This window comes from Vibrio metoecus, assembly GCF_009665255.1.
GTDB lineage: Bacteria > Pseudomonadota > Gammaproteobacteria > Enterobacterales > Vibrionaceae > Vibrio > Vibrio metoecus_B.
Genome location: NZ_CP035686.1, coordinates 1,987,620 through 2,007,380, shown reverse-complemented (window position 1 = coordinate 2,007,380; position 19,761 = coordinate 1,987,620). Strand labels below are relative to the sequence as shown.

Annotated in this window: 18 protein-coding genes; 17 read left to right on the top strand and 1 reads right to left on the bottom strand. The window is 47.5% G+C overall.

Annotation, left to right across the window (positions count from 1 at the left end; all coding sequences use genetic code 11):
* Positions 1-42: 42 nt before the first annotated feature.
* The 15 genes from hscB (at position 43) to EPB59_RS09010 (ending at position 15,015) form a co-directional block, all read left to right on the top strand.
* Positions 43-558: a co-chaperone HscB gene (gene hscB, locus EPB59_RS09080; RefSeq protein WP_154172438.1), complete on the top strand. Its 516-nt coding sequence runs from the start codon at positions 43-45 to the stop codon at positions 556-558.
* 23 nt (positions 559-581) lie between these two features.
* Positions 582-2,432, top strand: coding sequence for a Fe-S protein assembly chaperone HscA (gene hscA, locus EPB59_RS09075; RefSeq protein WP_154172436.1), 1,851 nt, complete (start codon positions 582-584; stop codon positions 2,430-2,432).
* 13 nt (positions 2,433-2,445) lie between these two features.
* Positions 2,446-2,784, top strand: a complete 339-nt coding sequence (gene fdx / locus EPB59_RS09070) for an ISC system 2Fe-2S type ferredoxin (protein ID WP_001124187.1) — start codon at positions 2,446-2,448, stop codon at positions 2,782-2,784.
* 48 nt (positions 2,785-2,832) lie between these two features.
* Positions 2,833-3,027 (top strand): Fe-S cluster assembly protein IscX, encoded by a 195-nt coding sequence (iscX, locus tag EPB59_RS09065; protein WP_000872174.1) that lies wholly within the window; start codon positions 2,833-2,835, stop codon positions 3,025-3,027.
* Positions 3,028-3,184: 157 nt separating this feature from the next.
* Positions 3,185-4,474 (top strand): aminopeptidase PepB, encoded by a 1,290-nt coding sequence (gene pepB / locus EPB59_RS09060; protein WP_000107228.1) that lies wholly within the window; start codon positions 3,185-3,187, stop codon positions 4,472-4,474.
* Positions 4,475-4,551: 77 nt separating this feature from the next.
* On the top strand, positions 4,552-4,980 hold the full coding sequence (gene ndk / locus EPB59_RS09055) for a nucleoside-diphosphate kinase (protein WP_001162852.1): 429 nt from the start codon (positions 4,552-4,554) through the stop codon (positions 4,978-4,980).
* A 173-nt stretch (positions 4,981-5,153) separates the two neighbouring features.
* Entirely contained in the window at positions 5,154-6,275 is a 1,122-nt protein-coding gene (locus EPB59_RS09050) for a bifunctional tRNA (adenosine(37)-C2)-methyltransferase TrmG/ribosomal RNA large subunit methyltransferase RlmN (protein WP_000206069.1), read from the top strand.
* A gap of 313 nt (positions 6,276-6,588) precedes the next feature.
* Positions 6,589-7,605, top strand: coding sequence for a cytoskeleton protein RodZ (gene rodZ, locus EPB59_RS09045; protein WP_154172434.1), 1,017 nt, complete (start codon positions 6,589-6,591; stop codon positions 7,603-7,605).
* A gap of 10 nt (positions 7,606-7,615) precedes the next feature.
* Positions 7,616-8,740 carry a flavodoxin-dependent (E)-4-hydroxy-3-methylbut-2-enyl-diphosphate synthase gene (gene ispG / locus EPB59_RS09040; RefSeq protein WP_055033506.1) on the top strand — a complete coding sequence of 375 codons (1,125 nt, stop codon included), beginning with the start codon at positions 7,616-7,618 and terminating at the stop codon, positions 8,738-8,740.
* A 25-nt stretch (positions 8,741-8,765) separates the two neighbouring features.
* Positions 8,766-10,034 (top strand): histidine--tRNA ligase, encoded by a 1,269-nt coding sequence (gene hisS / locus EPB59_RS09035; protein WP_154172432.1) that lies wholly within the window; start codon positions 8,766-8,768, stop codon positions 10,032-10,034.
* A gap of 36 nt (positions 10,035-10,070) precedes the next feature.
* On the top strand, positions 10,071-10,685 hold the full coding sequence (locus EPB59_RS09030) for a YfgM family protein (RefSeq protein WP_055064820.1): 615 nt from the start codon (positions 10,071-10,073) through the stop codon (positions 10,683-10,685).
* A 12-nt stretch (positions 10,686-10,697) separates the two neighbouring features.
* Complete coding sequence (bamB, locus tag EPB59_RS09025) at positions 10,698-11,858, top strand: outer membrane protein assembly factor BamB (protein WP_154172430.1); 1,161 nt, start codon at positions 10,698-10,700, stop codon at positions 11,856-11,858.
* Between the two features lie 195 nt (positions 11,859-12,053).
* Positions 12,054-13,538, top strand: coding sequence for a ribosome biogenesis GTPase Der (gene der / locus EPB59_RS09020; protein WP_055028803.1), 1,485 nt, complete (start codon positions 12,054-12,056; stop codon positions 13,536-13,538).
* 54 nt (positions 13,539-13,592) lie between these two features.
* The gene (locus EPB59_RS09015) at positions 13,593-14,468 is read left to right on the top strand and encodes an alanyl-tRNA editing protein (RefSeq protein ID WP_154172428.1); all 876 of its coding nucleotides are present in this window, start codon (positions 13,593-13,595) and stop codon (positions 14,466-14,468) included.
* A 313-nt stretch (positions 14,469-14,781) separates the two neighbouring features.
* Positions 14,782-15,015, top strand: a complete 234-nt coding sequence (locus EPB59_RS09010) for a zinc ribbon domain-containing protein (protein ID WP_055051538.1) — start codon at positions 14,782-14,784, stop codon at positions 15,013-15,015.
* Here the strand turns inward: EPB59_RS09010 and xseA are convergent.
* On the bottom strand, positions 14,996-16,336 hold the full coding sequence (xseA, locus tag EPB59_RS09005) for an exodeoxyribonuclease VII large subunit (protein ID WP_154172426.1): 1,341 nt from the start codon (positions 16,334-16,336) through the stop codon (positions 14,996-14,998). The two genes, EPB59_RS09010 and xseA, sit on opposite strands and share 20 nt — an antisense overlap.
* A gap of 207 nt (positions 16,337-16,543) precedes the next feature.
* Between xseA and guaB the strand changes: the two genes are divergently transcribed.
* On the top strand, positions 16,544-18,007 hold the full coding sequence (gene guaB / locus EPB59_RS09000; RefSeq protein ID WP_154172424.1) for an IMP dehydrogenase: 1,464 nt from the start codon (positions 16,544-16,546) through the stop codon (positions 18,005-18,007).
* Positions 18,008-18,114: 107 nt separating this feature from the next.
* The gene (gene guaA / locus EPB59_RS08995; protein ID WP_000164602.1) at positions 18,115-19,668 is read left to right on the top strand and encodes a glutamine-hydrolyzing GMP synthase; all 1,554 of its coding nucleotides are present in this window, start codon (positions 18,115-18,117) and stop codon (positions 19,666-19,668) included.
* Positions 19,669-19,761: the final 93 nt, after the last annotated feature.

Sequence of the window (19,761 nt, the reverse complement as noted above, 5' to 3'; positions counted from 1 at the left end):
CTGACCATCGAGACTGTTCTCGATTACAGGACCGCTATCAAGATGAATTATTTTGAATTATTTGGGCTGCCGATTCAGTTTGAACTGGATGGTAGCCTTCTTTCTTCTCAGTTCAGAACGTTGCAAAAACGATTCCATCCGGATAACTTTGCCACCGCTTCTGAGCGCGATCGCCTATTGGCGGTGCAACAAGCTGCGCAAATTAATGACGCTTACCAAACGCTGAAAGATCCTCTGCGCCGTGCTGAATATCTCTTGTCTTTACAAGGTATTGAGATGAATGCCGAGCAGCAAACGCTGCAAGATCCTATGTTCCTAATGGAACAGATGGAGCTGCGTGAGGAGTTGGAATCCGTCACATCGCATGCAGAACCAGAAACGGCATTGATGGATTTTGATAGCAAAGTGACCAAGATGCAGCGCGCTTATCTTACTCAGTTGCAACAACTCTTATCACAAAGTGAGTGGCTAGCGGCGGCCGACCAAGTCAGAAAGCTCAAATTTATTGCCAAACTCAAAAATGAAGTAGAACGAGTCGAAGACCAACTGCTTGGCTAATTCAAGATTCAAAGGAACAACTGATGGCATTACTTCAGATTGCAGAGCCGGGTCAAAGTTCGGCACCACACCAGCATAAATTGGCTGCGGGTATTGATTTAGGCACCACTAACTCCTTAGTGGCGTCTGTGCGTAGTGGAACCGCCAGTACACTGCTGGATAGCCAAGAGCGCAGTATTCTCCCGTCCGTGGTGAATTATGGCGTCGATGAAACTCGAGTGGGCTATCTAGCTCGTGAACAAGCCGAAACCGATCCGCATAACACAGTGATTTCGGTAAAACGTCTGCTTGGTCGTTCACTGCAAGACATTAATCAACGTTACCCGCATCTGCCTTATCGCTTTAAAGCGAGCGAGAAGGGCTTACCGATTGTGCAAACCGCGCAAGGGGATAAAAATCCCATTCAGATTTCTGCGGATATTTTGAAAGCTTTAGCAGAACGCGCCACCGCTACTTTGGGCGGCGATTTAGCAGGTGTGGTCATCACTGTTCCTGCGTATTTCGATGATGCGCAGCGCGTTGCGACTAAAGATGCCGCGGCGTTAGCGGGTTTGCATGTGCTGCGTTTACTCAACGAGCCTACCGCAGCGGCGATTGCTTATGGCTTGGACTCAGGTCAAGAAGGCGTGATCGCGGTTTACGATTTAGGCGGCGGCACCTTCGATATTTCGATTTTACGCCTCTCTCGCGGCGTGTTTGAAGTGCTAGCAACCGGTGGTGACTCTGCACTGGGTGGTGATGACTTTGACCATCTGATCGCCGATCACCTGCAAGCACAAATCGGACTCACCAGCTTAACGGCTGAGCAGCATCGCACGCTGATTAATGCTTCGACTCAAGCCAAAATTGATTTGACTGAACACATGACGGCTGAGCTTGATGTGCTTGGCTGGCAAGGCACTCTCACGCGTGAAGAGCTGGAAAGCCTAATTGCACCACTCGTGAAAAAGACGCTGCTTGCTTGCCGTCGTGCGTTAAAAGATGCAGATGTCGCAGCAGATGACGTGCTCGAAGTCGTGATGGTAGGTGGTTCAACCCGTACTCCGTTTGTTCGCGAGCAAGTGGGTGAGTTTTTTGGCCGCACGCCACTGACCAGCATTAACCCTGATGAAGTGGTCGCGATTGGTGCTGCGATTCAGGCGGACATTCTTGCAGGCAATAAGCCGGATGCAGAAATGTTGCTGCTCGATGTCATCCCTCTCTCTTTGGGGATTGAAACCATGGGCGGTTTGGTGGAAAAAATCATTCCACGTAACACCACGATTCCTGTCGCTCGCGCGCAAGAGTTTACCACCTTCAAAGATGGGCAAACGGCAATGAGCGTGCATGTGGTGCAAGGTGAGCGTGAAATGGTCGATGACTGCCGTTCGTTGGCTCGTTTTTCACTAAAAGGCATTCCGCCGATGGCGGCAGGCGCAGCACATATTCGCGTAACTTATCAAGTGGATGCAGATGGTCTGCTCTCCGTGACCGCACTGGAAAAAAGTACCGGTGTGCAGGCGGAAATTCAGGTGAAGCCTTCCTACGGTTTGAGTGATGATGAAGTTGCTCAGATGCTGAAAGACTCAATGGCTTATGCTAAAGAGGACATGCTGGCGCGTGCGTTGGCTGAGCAGCGCGTAGAAGCCGATCGCGTGATTGAAGGTTTGATCTCTGCACTGCAAGCGGATGGTGATGAGCTGCTCACAGAGCAAGAGCGCCAAACTTTATTACAGGCGATCGAGCGATTGATTGAACTGCGCAATGGCGATAATGCTGATGCCATTGAGCAAGGAATAAAAGACACAGATAAAGCGAGCCAAGATTTTGCGTCAAAACGAATGGATAAATCGATTCGCAGCGCACTGGCTGGCCACTCCGTTGACGAGATTTGAAGAGACTACCAACATGCCTAAGATTATTGTTTTGCCTCATGAAACCCTTTGCCCAGAAGGCGCAGTGTTAGAAGCGCAAACTGGGGAAACGATTCTTGATGTGGCACTCAAAAACGGTATCGCCATTGAGCATGCGTGTGAGAAATCGTGCGCTTGTACCACTTGCCACTGTATCGTTCGTGAAGGGTTTGATTCACTGGAAGAGAGTGATGAACTGGAAGACGATATGCTGGATAAAGCATGGGGTCTGGAGCCAGAATCTCGTCTCAGCTGTCAGGCTCGAGTGGCGGATGAAGACCTAGTGGTAGAGATCCCGAAATACACCCTGAACCACGCGTCAGAAGATCATTAATTCTCAGCCTCGGTGAATGCCGAGGCATAACCAATCGGAAGGTCAATCATGAAATGGACAGATTCTCGCGATATTGCGATTGAGCTGTGTGATAAGTTTCCCGATGTCGATCCAAAAACCGTACGTTTTACCGATCTGCATCGTTGGATTATGGAGTTGGAAGATTTTGACGATGATCCGAATCATTCCAACGAAAAAATCCTCGAAGCGGTGATTCTGTGCTGGATGGATGAGTTTGAATAAACAGAAACCTCACAGAGTTAACACTTCTTATCAAAAAATGCGGACCACTTGGTCCGTTTTTTTATTCGTTTGACATTTTGTCACGACATAATGCTAACATCGTGGCGATTTAATGAGATGGCACAGGCAAAGCCAATATTTAAGACAAGGAGAAACCATGTCTACACAGATGTCTGTATTTTTGAGTACTCAAGCTGCCCAGCCTCAGTGGGGAGAGAAAGCGCTCATTTCCTTTGCAGAGCAAGGTGCAACCATTCACTTGGCTCAAGCACAAGATTTCAGCGCGATCCAACGTGCAGCACGTAAGTTAGATAATCAAGGTATCCGCACGGCATTCCTGGCTGGAGAAGGTTGGGATCTGGAGAGCATTTGGGCTTTCTATCAAGGTTACCGAGATGCGAAAAAGCGCAATACCGTCGAGTGGAAAGCATTAGCGGCTGCTGAACAAGCAGAGCTAGAAGCGCGCATTAAAGCGACGGATTGGACACGCGATATCATCAACAAAAGCGCGGAAGAAGTGGCGCCACGCCAACTGGCGACAATGGCGGCAGAATTTATCAAATCACTCGCGCCGGAACATGTTTCTTACCGTATCGTGAAAGACAAGGATCTGCTCACCGAAGGTTGGGAAGGCATTTACGCTGTTGGCCGTGGCTCTGAACGTACATCTGCCATGCTACAACTGGATTACAACCCAACGGGCGATGAAAACGCTCCGGTATTCGCGTGTTTAGTGGGTAAAGGCATTACTTTCGACTCAGGTGGTTACAGCTTGAAGCCTTCCAACATGATGTCTGCGATGAAAGCGGACATGGGCGGCTCAGGTATGATCACGGGCGCTTTGGGCTTAGCGATCATGCGTGGCTTCAACAAGCGTGTGAAACTGATCCTTTGCTGTGCGGAAAACATGGTTTCAGGTCGTGCATTGAAGCTCGGTGACATTATCACCTACAAAAATGGCAAAACCGTAGAAATCATGAACACCGATGCGGAAGGGCGTTTGGTTCTGGCGGATGGCCTTATCTACGCTAGTGAGCAAAAACCACAACTGATCATCGACTGCGCAACCTTAACCGGTGCGGCGAAAAACGCACTGGGTAATGATTACCACGCACTGCTTTCTTATGATGAGTCGCTGAGTCAACAAGCATTAGCTGCGGCAAAAGAAGAGAATGAAGCGTTGTGGGCACTGCCTCTGGCTGAATTCCATCGTGAGATGCTGCCTTCTAACTTTGCGGATCTGTCTAACATCAGCAATGGCGATTATACGCCAGGTGCCAGTACTGCAGCGGCGTTCCTCTCTTACTTTGTCGAAGGGTACCAACAAGGTTGGCTGCACTTTGACTGTTCAGCCACGTATCGCAAGTCAGCCAGCGATAAATGGGCCGCTGGAGCGACGGGCATGGGCGTGAAAATGCTCGCACGAATTATGATGCAGCAAGCATAAATTTAAAGGCAGCTTGTAAAGCTGCCTTGTTTTTATTAAGAGAATTAAAACAAGCACAATAAACAAAAGGAAATTTTATGGCTCTAGAAAGAACATTTTCGATCATTAAACCGGATGCGGTGAAGCGTAACCTGATTGGTGAAATTTACCATCGTATTGAAAAAGCGGGTTTGCAGATCATTGCGGCGAAAATGGTCCACCTGTCGGAAGAGCAAGCGAGTGGTTTTTACGCTGAGCACGAAGGCAAACCCTTTTTCGAACCTCTGAAAGAATTTATGACTTCAGGTCCGATCATGGTGCAAGTGTTGGAAGGTGAAAATGCCATCGTACGCTATCGTGAACTGATGGGTAAAACCAATCCAGAAGAAGCGGCTTGTGGTACGCTGCGTGCCGATTATGCACTGAGCATGCGTTATAACTCAGTACACGGTAGCGACAGTCCAGCATCGGCCGCTCGTGAAATTGAATTCTTCTTTCCAGAGTCAGAAATTTGCCCTCGTCCATAGCCTTTGAATAGGGTTATTTAGGCTCCCAATGTGGAGCCTAAAATCTGCACAAAAAACAACTCATCAAGAATTAACACCTTAGAAATGACACGGTTTTACAGCCCTTGTTGTCGCTGCATAAAGGCTGTACAATTCGCGCCCTTAATTACTGTTCCGTCTTCTTGAGAGGCACCATGACCACAGAAAAAATCAATCTACTCGATTTTGACCGCAAGGGTTTACGTACGTTTTTTGCCGAAGAGCTAGGTGAGAAAGCGTTTCGTGCCGAACAGGTCATGAAGTGGATTTATCACTTTGGTTGTGATGACTTCGATCAAATGAATAACATCAACAAACAACTCCGCGAAAAGCTCAAAGCGAAGTGTGAAATTCGTGCACCTTACGTATCGGAAGCACAACACTCAGCCGATGGCACCATCAAATGGGCAATGCGTGTGGGAGATCAGGATGTTGAAACGGTTTATATCCCAGAAGAAGACCGCGCGACGCTCTGTGTTTCTTCCCAAGTGGGTTGTGCGTTGGAATGTAAATTCTGCTCAACGGCTCAGCAAGGCTTTAACCGTAACCTACGTGTTTCTGAAATTATCGGTCAGGTTTGGCGTGCTGCACGTGAAATCGGCCTAGAGAAAGAAACTGGACGGCGCCCAATCACTAACGTGGTCATGATGGGCATGGGTGAGCCACTGCTCAACATGAAAAACCTCATCCCAGCGTTAGAAATTATGCTCGATGATCTCGGTTTTGGTCTGTCTAAGCGCCGCGTAACTGTTTCCACCTCCGGTGTGGTTTCTGGTTTAGAGCAGATGATCGGCCAAATTGATGTGGCACTCGCCATCTCATTGCATGCACCAAATGACGAGCTGCGTAGCCAAATTATGCCTATCAATGATCGCTGGAACATCCAAGAATTTTTAGCCACAGTACGTCGCTATATCGCATCATCGAATGCCAACCGTGGCAAGGTGACCGTGGAGTATGTGCTGCTGGATCATGTGAACGATGGGACAGAGCATGCCCATGAACTCGCAGAATTAATGAAAGGCACGCCTTGTAAAATTAACTTGATCCCGTTTAACCCTTATCCGGGATCACCATACAAGAAGCCAAGTAATTCGCGTATCGATCGTTTCCAAAAAACCTTAATGCAATATGAGCACACGGTAACGATTCGTAAGACTCGTGGTGATGATATTGATGCGGCGTGTGGTCAGTTAGTTGGTGATGTTATTGACCGTACTAAGCGTACCAAAGCCAAACAATTTGCTGAACAAGCCATTCCAGTGAAAACACTGTAATTCACCAGCCAGATAAGCCAGAGAAGTTTCTCTGGCTTTATTTTTGCTTAACATAGCAACAAATTGCCGCCTCTAAATGTCAAATCGAAGAAAAACCTTGAACTAACTGTGATTTATTGGCCATTTCTTTATTGTTTAGTCAACAATATCTATTAGAATGGGGCAAATTTCTCAAACTTGATTTGAGCTATACCGAAGCTAAGCGCTAACTGATTGCACCGATTAAGCTAAGCTGTCATCTCACTACCTATAATGAAAAATAAAAGTGAGCGACTTAAGCCGCTTAGTCCTGACTAAGAGATTGAAATTACGGATGACTACTGAACAACAAGACCACAACCAAACCGACACCAACGAACAAGTGATCGAAAAAGTAGCGCCAGGTACGCTGCTGAAACAAAAGCGCGAAGATCTGGGGCTGACTCAGCGCCAAGTTGCCGATCGCCTTCGGTTACGTCTGTCGATTATTCAAAGCATTGAAGACAACCGTTTTGAAGATGGTCAAGTCGCAACGTTCACACGTGGCTACTTACGCTCGTATGCAAAAGCGGTGGGGATTCGTGAGTCTGATATCTTGTGTGCTTTTGATGATAGTTACTGTCAGCAGCCACCTACGCAACCTGACATGAAAAGTTTTTCTAAGAAAACCAAACGTCAGCTGCATGATACACGCATTATGATCATTACTTGGGTCGTTTTTGCCGTGATTGTCGGGATGTCTACCTTATGGTGGTGGCAGAACAGCCAGAAAAACAGCTTAATTCCCCCACAGATGGTGATTGAGCCGACCGCCGCGCCGGATGCTCAGCCCGTGGAAGAAGAGACTATCGCTAATGAAGAATTTGCGACGGTTCCACCACTGAATGATTTACAAAATAGCGCGCCGCCGAGTGAAGAAACGCCGCTGATGGAAGAGCCTCAATCAACGGATGGCAATGAACAGACTCCTTCAAGCTCAAATGAAGCTGAAGTGATCACTGAAGCGCCTGTTGTAGAAGAAGTCACAGCGATCGCTCCTCCTGTGGTACAACCTGAAGTCGCATCAACAACTCCTGCTCAAGCTGAACCAGAGGTTAGCTCTAGTGAAAATGTTTCAGCACCGCTAGTGCTGAACTTTTCGGCCGATTGCTGGATCCAAGTGAAAGATGCCACTGGTAAAACCTTGTCAACTGGGGTGAAAACTGCAGGGCAGAGTATTAGTTTGAATGGTTTACGTCCTTATAAAGTGGTGCTTGGCGCACCAGAGGGCGTTTCAATCACATTAGCGAGTGAACCCGTCGACCTTTCTGGTTATACTTCCGGCAAAGTAGCAAGATTGACCCTACCTTAGAAAAATGTCTATGCAACATGAGTCTCCTATCAAGCGTCGCCCCTCGACACGTATCTATGTGGGCAACGTTCCTATTGGTGATGGTGCTCCCATCGCCGTACAGTCAATGACCAATACTCGAACCACAGATGTTGCTGCCACGGTTGCGCAGATCAAGTCTTTGGAAAAAGTGGGTGCGGATATTGTGCGTGTTTCTATCCCAACGATGGAAGCTGCCGAAGCGTTCAAATTGATCAAGCAACAAGTTTCAGTCCCTTTGGTGGCTGATATTCATTTTGATTATCGTATTGCTCTGAAAGTGGCGGAATACGGCGTGGATTGTTTGCGCATCAACCCCGGCAATATCGGTAATGAAGAGCGGATCCGCTCAGTTGTCGATTGTGCACGTGATAAAGGCATTCCAATTCGTATCGGGGTCAACGGTGGTTCACTGGAAAAAGATCTCCAACTTAAGTACGGAGAACCCACGCCAGAAGCTCTGGTTGAGTCGGCAATGCGTCATGTTGATATTCTGGATCGCCTTAACTTTGACCAGTTTAAAGTCAGTGTAAAAGCCTCCGATGTATTCCTAGCCGTAGAGTCTTATCGCTTACTGGCGAAGAAAATCGATCAACCACTGCACTTAGGCATTACCGAAGCAGGTGGTGCGCGTGCTGGTTCTGTTAAATCGGCTGTTGGCCTTGGCATGCTGCTTGCCGAAGGTATCGGCGATACGCTGCGTATTTCGTTGGCGGCTGATCCGGTTGAAGAAATTAAAGTCGGCTTCGATATTTTAAAATCGCTGCGCATTCGTTCGCGCGGCATCAATTTTATTGCTTGTCCAAGTTGTTCACGTCAGGAATTCGACGTGATTGGCACAGTAAACGCACTAGAGCAACGTCTCGAAGATGTGTTGACACCGATGGATGTTTCAATCATTGGTTGCGTGGTGAATGGCCCTGGTGAGGCTGAAGTCTCTCACTTAGGTTTAGCGGGCAGCAATAAGAAAAGTGCGTTCTATGAAGATGGCGTACGCCAGAAAGAGCGATTTGATAACGATGATCTGGTTGCTCAATTGGAAGCGAAAATTCGCGCTAAAGCGGCACAACTGGACGAAAAAAATCGCATCAATATCCAGCAAATAGAACAAGATTAATCTCAACGATATTACGGTAAGAATTGTGGCAAAAACTATTCAAGCAATCCGAGGCATGAACGATTGCCTCCCAACCCAGTCTCCACTTTGGCAAAAAGTGGAAGGCGTGGTGAAAAGTGTAATCAGCGCTTACGGTTACAGTGAAGTTCGTATGCCTATCGTTGAGATGACTCATCTGTTTAGCCGCGCGATTGGTGAAGTCACCGATGTGGTAGAAAAAGAGATGTACACCTTTGAAGATCGCAATGGTGACAGCTTAACGCTGCGTCCAGAAGGCACCGCGGGCTGTGTGCGTTCCGGTATCGAGAATGGCTTGCTGTATAACCAAGAGCAGCGCCTATGGTACATGGGACCGATGTTCCGCCATGAGCGTCCACAGAAAGGCCGCTATCGCCAATTCCATCAGTGTGGTGTGGAAGTGTTTGGCTTAGATGGTCCAGATGTGGATGCAGAGCTGATCATGATGACTGCACGTCTGTGGCGTGAATTGGGTATCACTGAACATGTTCGTTTAGAGTTGAACTCAATTGGTTCACTAGAAGCGCGTGCCAATTACCGTAGTGCTTTAATTGAATATCTTGAACAGTACCAAAATGTGCTGGATGAAGATTGTAAACGCCGTATGTACACCAACCCGCTGCGTGTATTGGATTCAAAAAATCCTGATGTACAGGCGATTTTGGGTGATGCCCCACAGCTGTCTGACTATTTGGATGCGGAATCAAAACAACATTTTGCAGGTTTGTGTGAACTTCTGGATGCCGCAGGCATCGAATACACGGTTAATCAGCGTTTGGTACGCGGCCTTGATTACTACAACCGCACGGTTTTTGAGTGGATCACCGAAAGTCTAGGTTCTCAAGGTACCGTTTGTGGCGGTGGCCGTTATGATGGTCTGGTTGAGCAACTGGGCGGTAAACCGACTCCTGCTGTCGGGTTTGCTATGGGTCTAGAGCGTTTAGTGCTGATGATGGAAACCTTGGGTAATACCGAAGTTCGTCGTAGCGTCGATGTGTACATGGTGACTGCAGGTGAAGGCACTATGATGGCGGGAATGAAACTCGCTGAGCAACTGCGTGAGCAAGTACCGGGTCTGCGCGTGATGACTCACTTCGGTGGGGGAAATTTTAAAAAGCAATTTAAACGCGCAGATAAAGTAGGGGCAGCCATTGCATTGGTATTGGGTGAAGACGAAGTCGCCACTCAAACCGTGGTAGTTAAAGATTTAGCGGGCGGTGAACAGAGCACTGTTGCTCAAGCTGAAGTAGCTCAATTATTGGCTCATTTAGCGTAATTCTCCCGCAGCACGTTTTAAATAAGAGGACAGGAAGTGGAACTCTACGATACTGAAGAACAACAAGTTGAAGCGATCAAAGATTGGTGGAAAGAGAATGGCAAAGCCGTGATCTTTGGTGCGGTGATCGGCCTAGGTGGCCTATTTGGCTGGCGTTATTACCAAGATACTGTGGTTGCCGCTCAAGAAGCCGCTTCACACAATTACAGTCAAGCGATGGATGCACTGGTTGCCAAAGGTGCTGAAGCGGAAAGTTCTATCCAAACCTTTATTGATGCGAATAAAGAAACTGAATACGCGGTGCTTGCTGCAATGCAGTTAGCCAAAGCACAGGTCGATGCGGGTCAGTTAGATGAGGCTCTGGCTCAGTTGGAATGGGCAAAAGGTGCGACGCAAGATCCAGCCTTGAAACCATTACTGACATTCCGAGTTGCTCGCCTTCAAGCTGAGCAAAGTCAATTTGATGATGCGCTAACTCAACTAAGCAATATCCAAGAAAAATCTTGGGCTGGTCGAGTTGCAGAGTTGCGTGGCGACATTCTGATGCGTAAAGGCGATAGTGCTGGTGCTTATGCGGCTTATACCGAAGCACAGCAAGCCGATGATGCAAGCCAAACTTTGCAAATGAAACTGGACGATCTGGCCAAGTAAGGGCACTCCCTGATGAAGAAGCTGTTCAATCAAGTGTTGGTTGCTGCGGGGGTCTTAGCACTGCTCGCAGGTTGTGCCAGTGAAGAAGAAAACGTGATTATGGCACCGCTCCCTATTGTGAAAAGCGAATTTACGCCTAAAACATTATGGAGTACTTCGGTTGGTAACGGTGTTGGTCATTACTTCTCAAAACTCGCTCCTGATTATGCTTATGACAAAGTGTATGTGGCGAGTCGTGACGGTGTTGTGAAAGCACTTGATCCTCAAAATGGTAAAGTGATTTGGACCACTGAGCTTGAAGTCAATGGATCCGCCCGCTTATCTGGTGGTATCACTGCTGCTTTTGGTAAGTTGTTTATTGGTAGCGAAAATGGTGTCGTCAATGCATTGGATGCCGAAACGGGGGAACCTTTGTGGGCCTCTGTGGTAGAAGGTGAAATTCTGGCGGCTCCCGCTGCTGACAACAACATTGTTATCGTGAACACCAGCCGTGGTGCGCTGATTGCGCTCAATCAAGAAGATGGCGCACAAAAATGGACAATCAGCACCGAAGTTCCTAACTTAACTCTGCGTGGTGACAGCCGTCCGACCGCTGTTTCTGGTGGCGTATTCTGGGGAACCCCGAGTGGTCGTCTGGCTGCTGCGATTGCCGAACGTGGTCAATTGATTTGGCAACAGCCAGTGGGTCAGCCAAAGGGAGCGACAGAAATCGATCGCTTAGTGGATGTGGATGCATCTCCTTTGGTCATAGGTGGTACGCTATTTACCGTTGGATTTAACGGTCAACTCATCGCCATTGATTTACGTTCTGGCCAGCCAGTTTGGAAGCGTAATTACTCTTCTGCAACTGATCTTGCAACGGATGGAAGCCGTCTCTACTTGGTGACGGACAAAGACCATTTGGTGGCGGTAGATACACGCAGCGGAACAGAAATTTGGAACAATACACAGTTAGAACATCGCTTACTGACCGCACCGAAAATGGTTGGTGACTATGTGGTAGTCGGAGATGCCGAAGGCTACTTGCACTGGATTGACCGTAATAGCGGTGAGTTTGTTGCTCAGCAACTGGCTAATGACAGCGGTTTTGCTGTCGGGCCATTAGTGTTGAGTGATGGCTACGTTATCGTGACTCGTGATGGTCAAATAAAGAAGCTGACGATTCAACAATAAACTGTGATATGATTCACACGCGGCTCCTGGCTGGAAACAGTTAGGAGCCGTTTTATTGCTAGCGGCTCCAATTATGGGGAGCGGTCTACACTCCACCATTATGGTGATACATAAAGTGGTTATAGGTAAAAATTTAGCGCTTGTGACAGAGTGTTTACCTATAACTACATAAGATGACATTTTGTAGAGGTTGTTATGGTACCTGTTGTTGCTCTTGTTGGGCGTCCAAACGTCGGTAAATCGACGCTGTTTAATCGACTCACTCGCACGCGGGACGCATTAGTTGCGGATTTTCCTGGTTTAACTCGTGATCGTAAATACGGCCAAGCTAAATTGGGTGAACACGAATTTATTGTGATCGATACCGGCGGTATTGATGGCTCTGAAGAAGGTGTTGAAACCAAAATGGCTCAGCAATCGCTAGCTGCGATTGATGAAGCCGATGTGGTTCTGTTCATGGTGGATGGTCGTGCTGGTCTGACGGTTGCAGATGAAGCAATTGCTCAGCATCTGCGTCGCATTGAAAAACCTGCAATTTTGGTTGTGAACAAAGTGGATGGTATCGATGCGGATGCCGCTTCTGCTGAATTCTGGCAGTTGGGTATGGAGCAGATGTACCAAATCGCCGCCGCGCATGGCCGTGGTGTGGGTGCATTGATTGACCGTGCACTTAATCCGTTTGCAGAGCAAATGGAATCTGAGCAAGCTCAGCTTGAAGATCTGACTAACGAAGAAGATCCTGAAGAAGAGCAGCTAGAGTACAGCGAAGAAGAAGCGGAAGCGGAATATAAGCGTCTGCAAGATCTGCCGATTAAACTTGCGATCATTGGTCGTCCAAACGTGGGTAAATCGACACTGACTAACCGCATTCTGGGTGAAGAGCGCGTGGTGGTTTACGATATGCCGGGAACCACGCGTGACTCTATCTACATCCCGATGAAGCGTGATGAGCGTGAATATGTGCTGATTGATACTGCGGGCGTGCGTCGTCGTAAGCGTATCAATGAAACTGTTGAGAAGTTCTCGGTAGTCAAAACCTTACAAGCAATTGAAGATGCTAACGTGGTACTGTTGGTGGTCGATGCGCGTGAGAACATCTCCGATCAAGATCTTAGCCTGCTTGGTTTTGCCCTAAATTCTGGCCGCTCCATCGTGATTGCGGTGAATAAGTGGGATGGTCTGAGTCTTGACGTTAAAGAACACGTGAAGAAAGAGCTCGATCGCCGTCTTGGTTTTGTTGATTTTGCACGTATTCACTTTATCTCTGCACTGCATGGCACAGGTGTAGGTCACTTGTTTGAATCGGTGCAAGAAGCGTATCGCTCTGCAACCACTCGTGTGGGAACCTCGGTTCTGACACGCATTATGAAAATGGCCACCGATGATCACCAACCGCCTATGGTGCGTGGTCGTCGTGTGAAACTGAAATATGCTCACGCGGGTGGTTACAACCCACCGATCATCGTTATCCACGGTAACCAAGTGAACGAGCTGCCAGATTCATACAAGCGTTATTTGATGAACTATTACCGTAAATCGCTAGAAATCATGGGTACCCCGATTCGTATCCAGTTCCAAAATAGCGAAAACCCATTTGAAGGTAAGACCAACAAAATGACCCTCTCACAAGAGCGACAACGTAAACGCTTGATGAGCATGGTGAAAAATCGCAGAAAATAATTTATAAAGCCCAAGTTTACTTGGGCTTTTTTGTCTCTAAAGGATTGTTATTGCATGAGCTATTGCGCAACAGAAGTCACTTTTCCACAAGGGATTACCACCCTTGATACTCAAATTATGCTGTGCCAATCCCATTCTGCTGGGGTTGATGTGGTGACAGATAAAACCCCTTTTCACCCAGTCAGCCATATTTGGCCAGACCATCCTGCGGATCGCGGTGTGCTTATCTGGCAAGATAACGAATATCAGGTTACTGATTGTTTAGTGGGTGCGATTGAACAAGCGTCGGGCCATTTATACGTGGGAAATGACATTCCCGTAAAACGAGATGAGGCTGGATGGTTATTTGTGGTTGTACACCGCCTAAGCCTAATACCACCTGCACTTAAAGTGGGTGAGAGTGTTAAATTGGTGGTGGATGCTCAATACCAAGCAAGTTTGAGCCGAGGCCATAGTGCCGGCCATCTTGCTTACTTAGCTCTGAATAAGGTATTGGCTCAGAACTACTGGCGTAAAGATGCAGACCGTAAAGATCCACATGGGTATTTTGATTTCAACAGCTATGCTCAAATCTCTAGTTTTGTAACCCCAGATTGCTCAACGGACCTGTATCGATTAGGAAAAACACTGCGTAAGCGCGGCTTAAATAGTGATGACGTGCTAAAAAATTTAGATTTAATAGAGGAAAAAACTAACCAACAGCTTATGCAGTGGTTAGCGTTATCGAGTTCAATTCAGATTGAGTGTGAAGGCCCGATGCTAACCGATTCTCGCTACTGGGTGTGTGATTTACATGAAGGCACTCCGGCACGTATTCCTTGTGGAGGCACGCATGTCAAAGGGTTGGAAGCATTTCGTTTGATCAAAGTGGTACTGAAACAAGTCGATGAACAGTACATTGAAGCGATAACTTACACAGAACCTGCATGATTAGAGGGATCTTTTTAGTATATTCTTTTTTCTCTGCATTTTGATTTTATTTGTAGATTATAACTCTGTTTAAAATTGAAATGCAGGATATGTAACTTATGCTTTCGGTGGGTGGTTATATAAAAGTTCTTTTGAGGGCAGATCGCTGATCAACGCCTTCTGAGCACATGATCAAGCTAGGATCTTGTTTAAAAGAGTATCAGGTATTGATTAAATGCTGCGCATTAAACCCATCAGGCGTGATAAGGATCATGGCAGATGATCTCTTTGCACTAGATTATGTGACGCAATGCAAAACGATAAGGAGAGAGTCATGGACAATCCATGCCCAAAATGCAATCAAGAGCTAGAGTGGACGGGTCAGTATCACTGTGCTGCTTGCGATGTGGATTATCGTAAAGTGGGGATTTGCCCCGAGTGTGGCTGTGAATTAGAAAAGCTGCAGGCTTGTGGTGCTGCCAACTATTTTTGTAATCAGTGTAATGAGCTGAAATCGAAATCAAAAATCCGTTTTGTCTTTCAGCCGACTAACGATGATTCACAGTAGAGATAATCTCACCGTCCATTAACTGGGTGACCAAAGTGTCGCCCGGTTTCACTTGGGCGCTTTGACGAACTAATTCACCTTGAGCCGTACGTGTCACCGAATAGCCACGTGCTAATGTTGCAAGAGGGCTGACCGCATCCAACTTCTCACTGAGTAAAGCAAGGCGATGGCGTGATTGGATCAAATGGTGCTGGATCGACTGATTCATGTGCTGTTCTTGCTGGATCAGATTAAAACGCTGCTGGCGGATCAAGTGAATGGGCGAATGGAGTTCGATCTTATGGCTTAAGCGCTCCCAACGCTGCTGCTGAGTTGCCAGACGGTGCTGCATCTTTTGCTCAAGACGCTGGCTGAGTTCATCAAGTTGCTGCTGTTGACGCTCTAAGCGAGTCTGTGGGTGCTGTTTATCGAGCTTGTGCTGTAAGCGGGCAAATTGCGTATGTTGTAGTGCCAAATAATGACGAATGGCGCCGATGAGTTTGGCTTGCCATTGATGCAAGGCTTGCTGTTTATGGCGATTATCTCGGCTAACTAACTCTGCTGCTGCTGATGGCGTTGGGGCGCGAACATCGGCAACAAAATCGGCGATGGTGACATCGATTTCATGGCCTACCGCACTGATAATCGGTATTTCACTCGCAGCGATGGTTCGCGCCACGATTTCATGGTTAAAACACCACAAATCTTCCAAAGAGCCGCCACCACGACCAACGATCAACACATCACACTCCGCGCGTGAATTTGCACGACCAATCGCTTGGGCAATTTGAATAGCGGCATCTTCGCCTTGTACGAGAGTGGGGTAAATCACCACGGGTAAATTCGGGTCACGACGCTTGAGTACGTGCAAAATATCATGCAGTGCGGCACCGGTACGTGAGGTGATAATCCCCACACAACGAGGATTTTCCGGCAGTGGCTTTTTACGCGTCTGAGCAAATAAACCTTCTGCGGCGAGCTGCATCTTCAGTTGTTCAAACTGCTGTTGTAGGCGTCCATCACCTTCAGGTTGCATGCTTTCGAGGATGATTTGGTAGTCACCACGCGGTTCGTATAACGATAGCCGAGCTTTGACTAACACCTGCTGACCATTTTGTGGCTTGAAATTGACGAGTCGATTATTGCCCTTGAACATAGCGCATTTAACCTGCGCTTGGCTGTCTTTTAGGGTTAGGTACCAGTGACCAGAAACGGGAGCGGAGAAGTTTGAAATTTCGCCCACCAACCAGACAATCCCCATTTCATTTTCCAGTAATAAACGAACTTCAGAATTTAAACGGGAAACGGTGTAGATATTTCGATTGGCGAGAGAAGAAGACAACGCTGATTCCTCAGACGTGGGTATGGAAATTAGCCGCAATATAATACATATCAAGGGGTGGAATGCAAATAAAAAATGAAAAAATGTGTAGTCAACCGATTGCCTCGGGCGTATAATCCGTCCGCAATATCAAATATAAATCCCTTTGTTACGCGAAACGATGAAGTGGATTTCCGTTGTTAACACTCCTGTTGTGAGATATTGCACATGCTACGAATCGCAAAAGAAGCTCTAACCTTTGACGATGTTCTACTCGTCCCTGCTCATTCCACCGTTCTTCCAAATACTGCCGATCTTCGCACTCGGTTGACCAAAAATATTGCGCTGAACATTCCTATGGTTTCTGCGTCTATGGATACTGTCACGGAAGCACGTCTTGCGATCGCTCTGGCTCAAGAAGGCGGCATTGGCTTTATTCACAAGAATATGTCGATTGAACAGCAAGCTGCTCAAGTTCACCAAGTGAAAATCTTTGAAGCAGGTGTGGTTACTCACCCTGTGACGGTTCGCCCTGAGCAAACCATCGCTGATGTAATGGAATTGACTTACCACCACGGTTTTGCTGGTTTCCCTGTTGTGACTGAAAACAATGAACTGGTTGGTATCATCACTGGCCGTGACGTTCGTTTCGTTACTGACCTCACCAAATCTGTTGCCGCAGTAATGACACCAAAAGAGCGCCTAGCGACGGTAAAAGAAGGCGCAAGCCGTGCTGAAGTGCAAGAAGAGATGCACAAAGCGCGTGTTGAGAAAATTCTGGTGGTGAATGATGAGTTCCAACTCAAAGGCATGATCACCGCGAAAGACTTTCATAAAGCCGAAAGCAAACCAAATGCATGTAAAGATGACCAAGGTCGTCTGCGTGTTGGTGCTGCTGTTGGCGCTGCTCCAGGCAACGAAGAGCGTGTTAAAGCCTTGGTTGAAGCGGGCGTTGACGTTCTGCTGATCGACTCTTCTCACGGCCACTCAGAAGGTGTTCTGCAACGTATCCGTGAAACTCGCGCTGCTTATCCACATCTTGAAATCATTGGTGGTAATGTGGCGACCGCTGAAGGTGCGCGAGCTCTTATTGAAGCGGGCGTGAGTGCAGTGAAAGTCGGTATTGGCCCTGGCTCTATCTGTACTACTCGTATCGTAACAGGTGTTGGTGTTCCTCAAGTTACTGCTATTGCGGATGCGGCTGGCGTGGCGGAAGAGTTCGGTATTCCAGTTATCGCAGACGGCGGTATCCGTTTCTCTGGCGATATTTCTAAAGCGATTGCTGCTGGTGCATCTTGTGTGATGGTGGGCTCTATGTTCGCAGGTACTGAAGAAGCACCGGGCGAAGTCATTCTGTTCCAAGGCCGTTCTTACAAAGCCTACCGCGGTATGGGTTCACTGGGTGCGATGTCAAAAGGTTCATCAGATCGTTACTTCCAAACCGATAACGCGGCAGACAAGCTGGTTCCAGAAGGTATCGAAGGCCGTATCGCTTACAAAGGTCATCTGAAAGAGATCATCCATCAACAAATGGGCGGCCTACGCTCTTGTATGGGTCTGACTGGCTCTGCCACGGTAGAAGATTTGCGTACTAAAGCTCAATTTGTACGTATTTCTGGTGCGGGTATGAAAGAGTCTCACGTACATGACGTGCAGATCACTAAAGAAGCTCCAAACTACCGTATGGGTTAAGCGTAAACGTTTGCTTTAATGCTTGATGACTGAATGTGAGGCGAGTAGACTCGCCTCCGTTTTAAGACTTCCTGTTTTTAATACTTGGCTGATAAGACTGCTAAACAATGACTAAGAATATTCATGACCAACGAATTCTGATCCTCGATTTCGGATCTCAATATACCCAGCTGGTTGCCCGTCGCGTGCGCGAAATCGGTGTGTACTGTGAGCTGTGGAGCTGGGATGTAGAAGAGGCGGACATTCGCGAATTCAATCCAGATGGCATTATTCTTTCTGGTGGCCCTGAAAGCGTGACCGAAGCGAATTCGCCACGTGCCCCACAATATGTGTTTGACAGTGGCGTGCCAGTATTTGGCGTTTGCTACGGCATGCAGACCATGGCTGAGCAGTTAGGTGGCCGTGTCGCGACCTCTGATGAGCGTGAATTTGGTTATGCTCAGGTGAAAGTTTCTGGCGAATCAGCGCTGTTTAAAGATCTTGAATTGACTCAAGACGTTTGGATGAGCCACGGTGACAAAGTGGTCGAAATTCCAGCTGATTTCGTGAAAATCGGTGAAACAGACACTTGTCCATACGCAGCAATGGCGAATGAAGAGAAGAAATACTACGGCGTGCAGTTCCACCCTGAAGTAACGCATACCCAAAACGGTTTGCAGATGCTGGAGAACTTTGTTCTTGGCGTGTGTGGCTGTGAGCGTCTGTGGACGTCTGAATCTATCATTGAAGATGCCGTTGCGCGTATTAAAGAGCAAGTGGGTAACGATGAAGTGATCCTTGGTCTTTCTGGCGGTGTGGATTCTTCTGTGGTTGCGATGCTGGTTCACCGCGCGATTGGTGATCGCCTGACTTGTGTGTTCGTGGATAACGGCTTACTGCGTTTGAACGAAGGCCAGCAAGTGATGGATATGTTTGGCGACAAATTTGGCCTAAACATCATCAAAGTGGATGCAGAAGAGCGTTTCTTGAAAGCGCTAGAAGGCATTGATGAACCTGAAGCCAAGCGTAAAACCATCGGGCGTGTGTTTGTAGAAGTGTTTGATGAAGAATCGAAAAAACTGAAAAACGCTAAATGGTTGGCGCAAGGCACTATCTATCCAGATGTGATTGAATCAGCGGCTTCAAAAACCGGTAAGGCGCATGTGATCAAATCTCATCACAACGTGGGTGGGTTGCCAGATGACATGAAAATGGGTCTTGTTGAGCCACTGCGTGAGCTGTTTAAAGACGAAGTACGCAAGATCGGTCTTGAGCTTGGCTTGCCTTACAACATGCTTTATCGCCACCCATTCCCAGGCCCAGGCCTTGGTGTGCGAGTGCTTGGCGAGATCAAGAAAGAGTACTGTGATTTACTGCGTCGTGCAGATGCGATCTTCATTGAAGAGCTGCACGCAGCAGATCTGTATAACAAGGTTTCTCAAGCGTTTACTGTGTTCCTACCAGTACGCTCAGTAGGTGTAATGGGCGATGGCCGTAAGTACGATTGGGTTGTATCACTGCGTGCAGTAGAAACCATCGACTTTATGACCGCACATTGGGCGCACCTGCCTTATGAGTTCTTGGGTAAGGTTTCCAACCGCATTATCAACGAAGTGAATGGCATTTCTCGCGTAGTGTATGACATATCCGGTAAGCCGCCAGCAACGATTGAGTGGGAATGATATCCCATAAAGTGCATATAAAACCTCAGGCATAGCCTGAGGTTTTTCTTTTCTCCACAGATTCTGTTGATTTTGTATTTCTGTTCAAAAACT

What these genes read in the sequence shown, in the direction of transcription:
- hscB (WP_154172438.1), top strand. Translation starts at nt 43, where the DNA reads ATGAATTATTTTGAATTATTTGGGCTGCCGATTCAGTTTGAACTGGAT.
- hscA (WP_154172436.1), top strand. Translation starts at nt 582, where the DNA reads ATGGCATTACTTCAGATTGCAGAGCCGGGTCAAAGTTCGGCACCACAC.
- fdx (WP_001124187.1), top strand. Translation starts at nt 2,446, where the DNA reads ATGCCTAAGATTATTGTTTTGCCTCATGAAACCCTTTGCCCAGAAGGC.
- iscX (WP_000872174.1), top strand. Translation starts at nt 2,833, where the DNA reads ATGAAATGGACAGATTCTCGCGATATTGCGATTGAGCTGTGTGATAAG.
- pepB (WP_000107228.1), top strand. Translation starts at nt 3,185, where the DNA reads ATGTCTACACAGATGTCTGTATTTTTGAGTACTCAAGCTGCCCAGCCT.
- ndk (WP_001162852.1), top strand. Translation starts at nt 4,552, where the DNA reads ATGGCTCTAGAAAGAACATTTTCGATCATTAAACCGGATGCGGTGAAG.
- EPB59_RS09050 (WP_000206069.1), top strand. Translation starts at nt 5,154, where the DNA reads ATGACCACAGAAAAAATCAATCTACTCGATTTTGACCGCAAGGGTTTA.
- rodZ (WP_154172434.1), top strand. Translation starts at nt 6,589, where the DNA reads ATGACTACTGAACAACAAGACCACAACCAAACCGACACCAACGAACAA.
- ispG (WP_055033506.1), top strand. Translation starts at nt 7,616, where the DNA reads ATGCAACATGAGTCTCCTATCAAGCGTCGCCCCTCGACACGTATCTAT.
- bamB (WP_154172430.1), top strand. Translation starts at nt 10,698, where the DNA reads ATGAAGAAGCTGTTCAATCAAGTGTTGGTTGCTGCGGGGGTCTTAGCA.
- der (WP_055028803.1), top strand. Translation starts at nt 12,054, where the DNA reads ATGGTACCTGTTGTTGCTCTTGTTGGGCGTCCAAACGTCGGTAAATCG.
- EPB59_RS09015 (WP_154172428.1), top strand. Translation starts at nt 13,593, where the DNA reads ATGAGCTATTGCGCAACAGAAGTCACTTTTCCACAAGGGATTACCACC.
- EPB59_RS09010 (WP_055051538.1), top strand. Translation starts at nt 14,782, where the DNA reads ATGGACAATCCATGCCCAAAATGCAATCAAGAGCTAGAGTGGACGGGT.
- guaB (WP_154172424.1), top strand. Translation starts at nt 16,544, where the DNA reads ATGCTACGAATCGCAAAAGAAGCTCTAACCTTTGACGATGTTCTACTC.
- guaA (WP_000164602.1), top strand. Translation starts at nt 18,115, where the DNA reads ATGACTAAGAATATTCATGACCAACGAATTCTGATCCTCGATTTCGGA.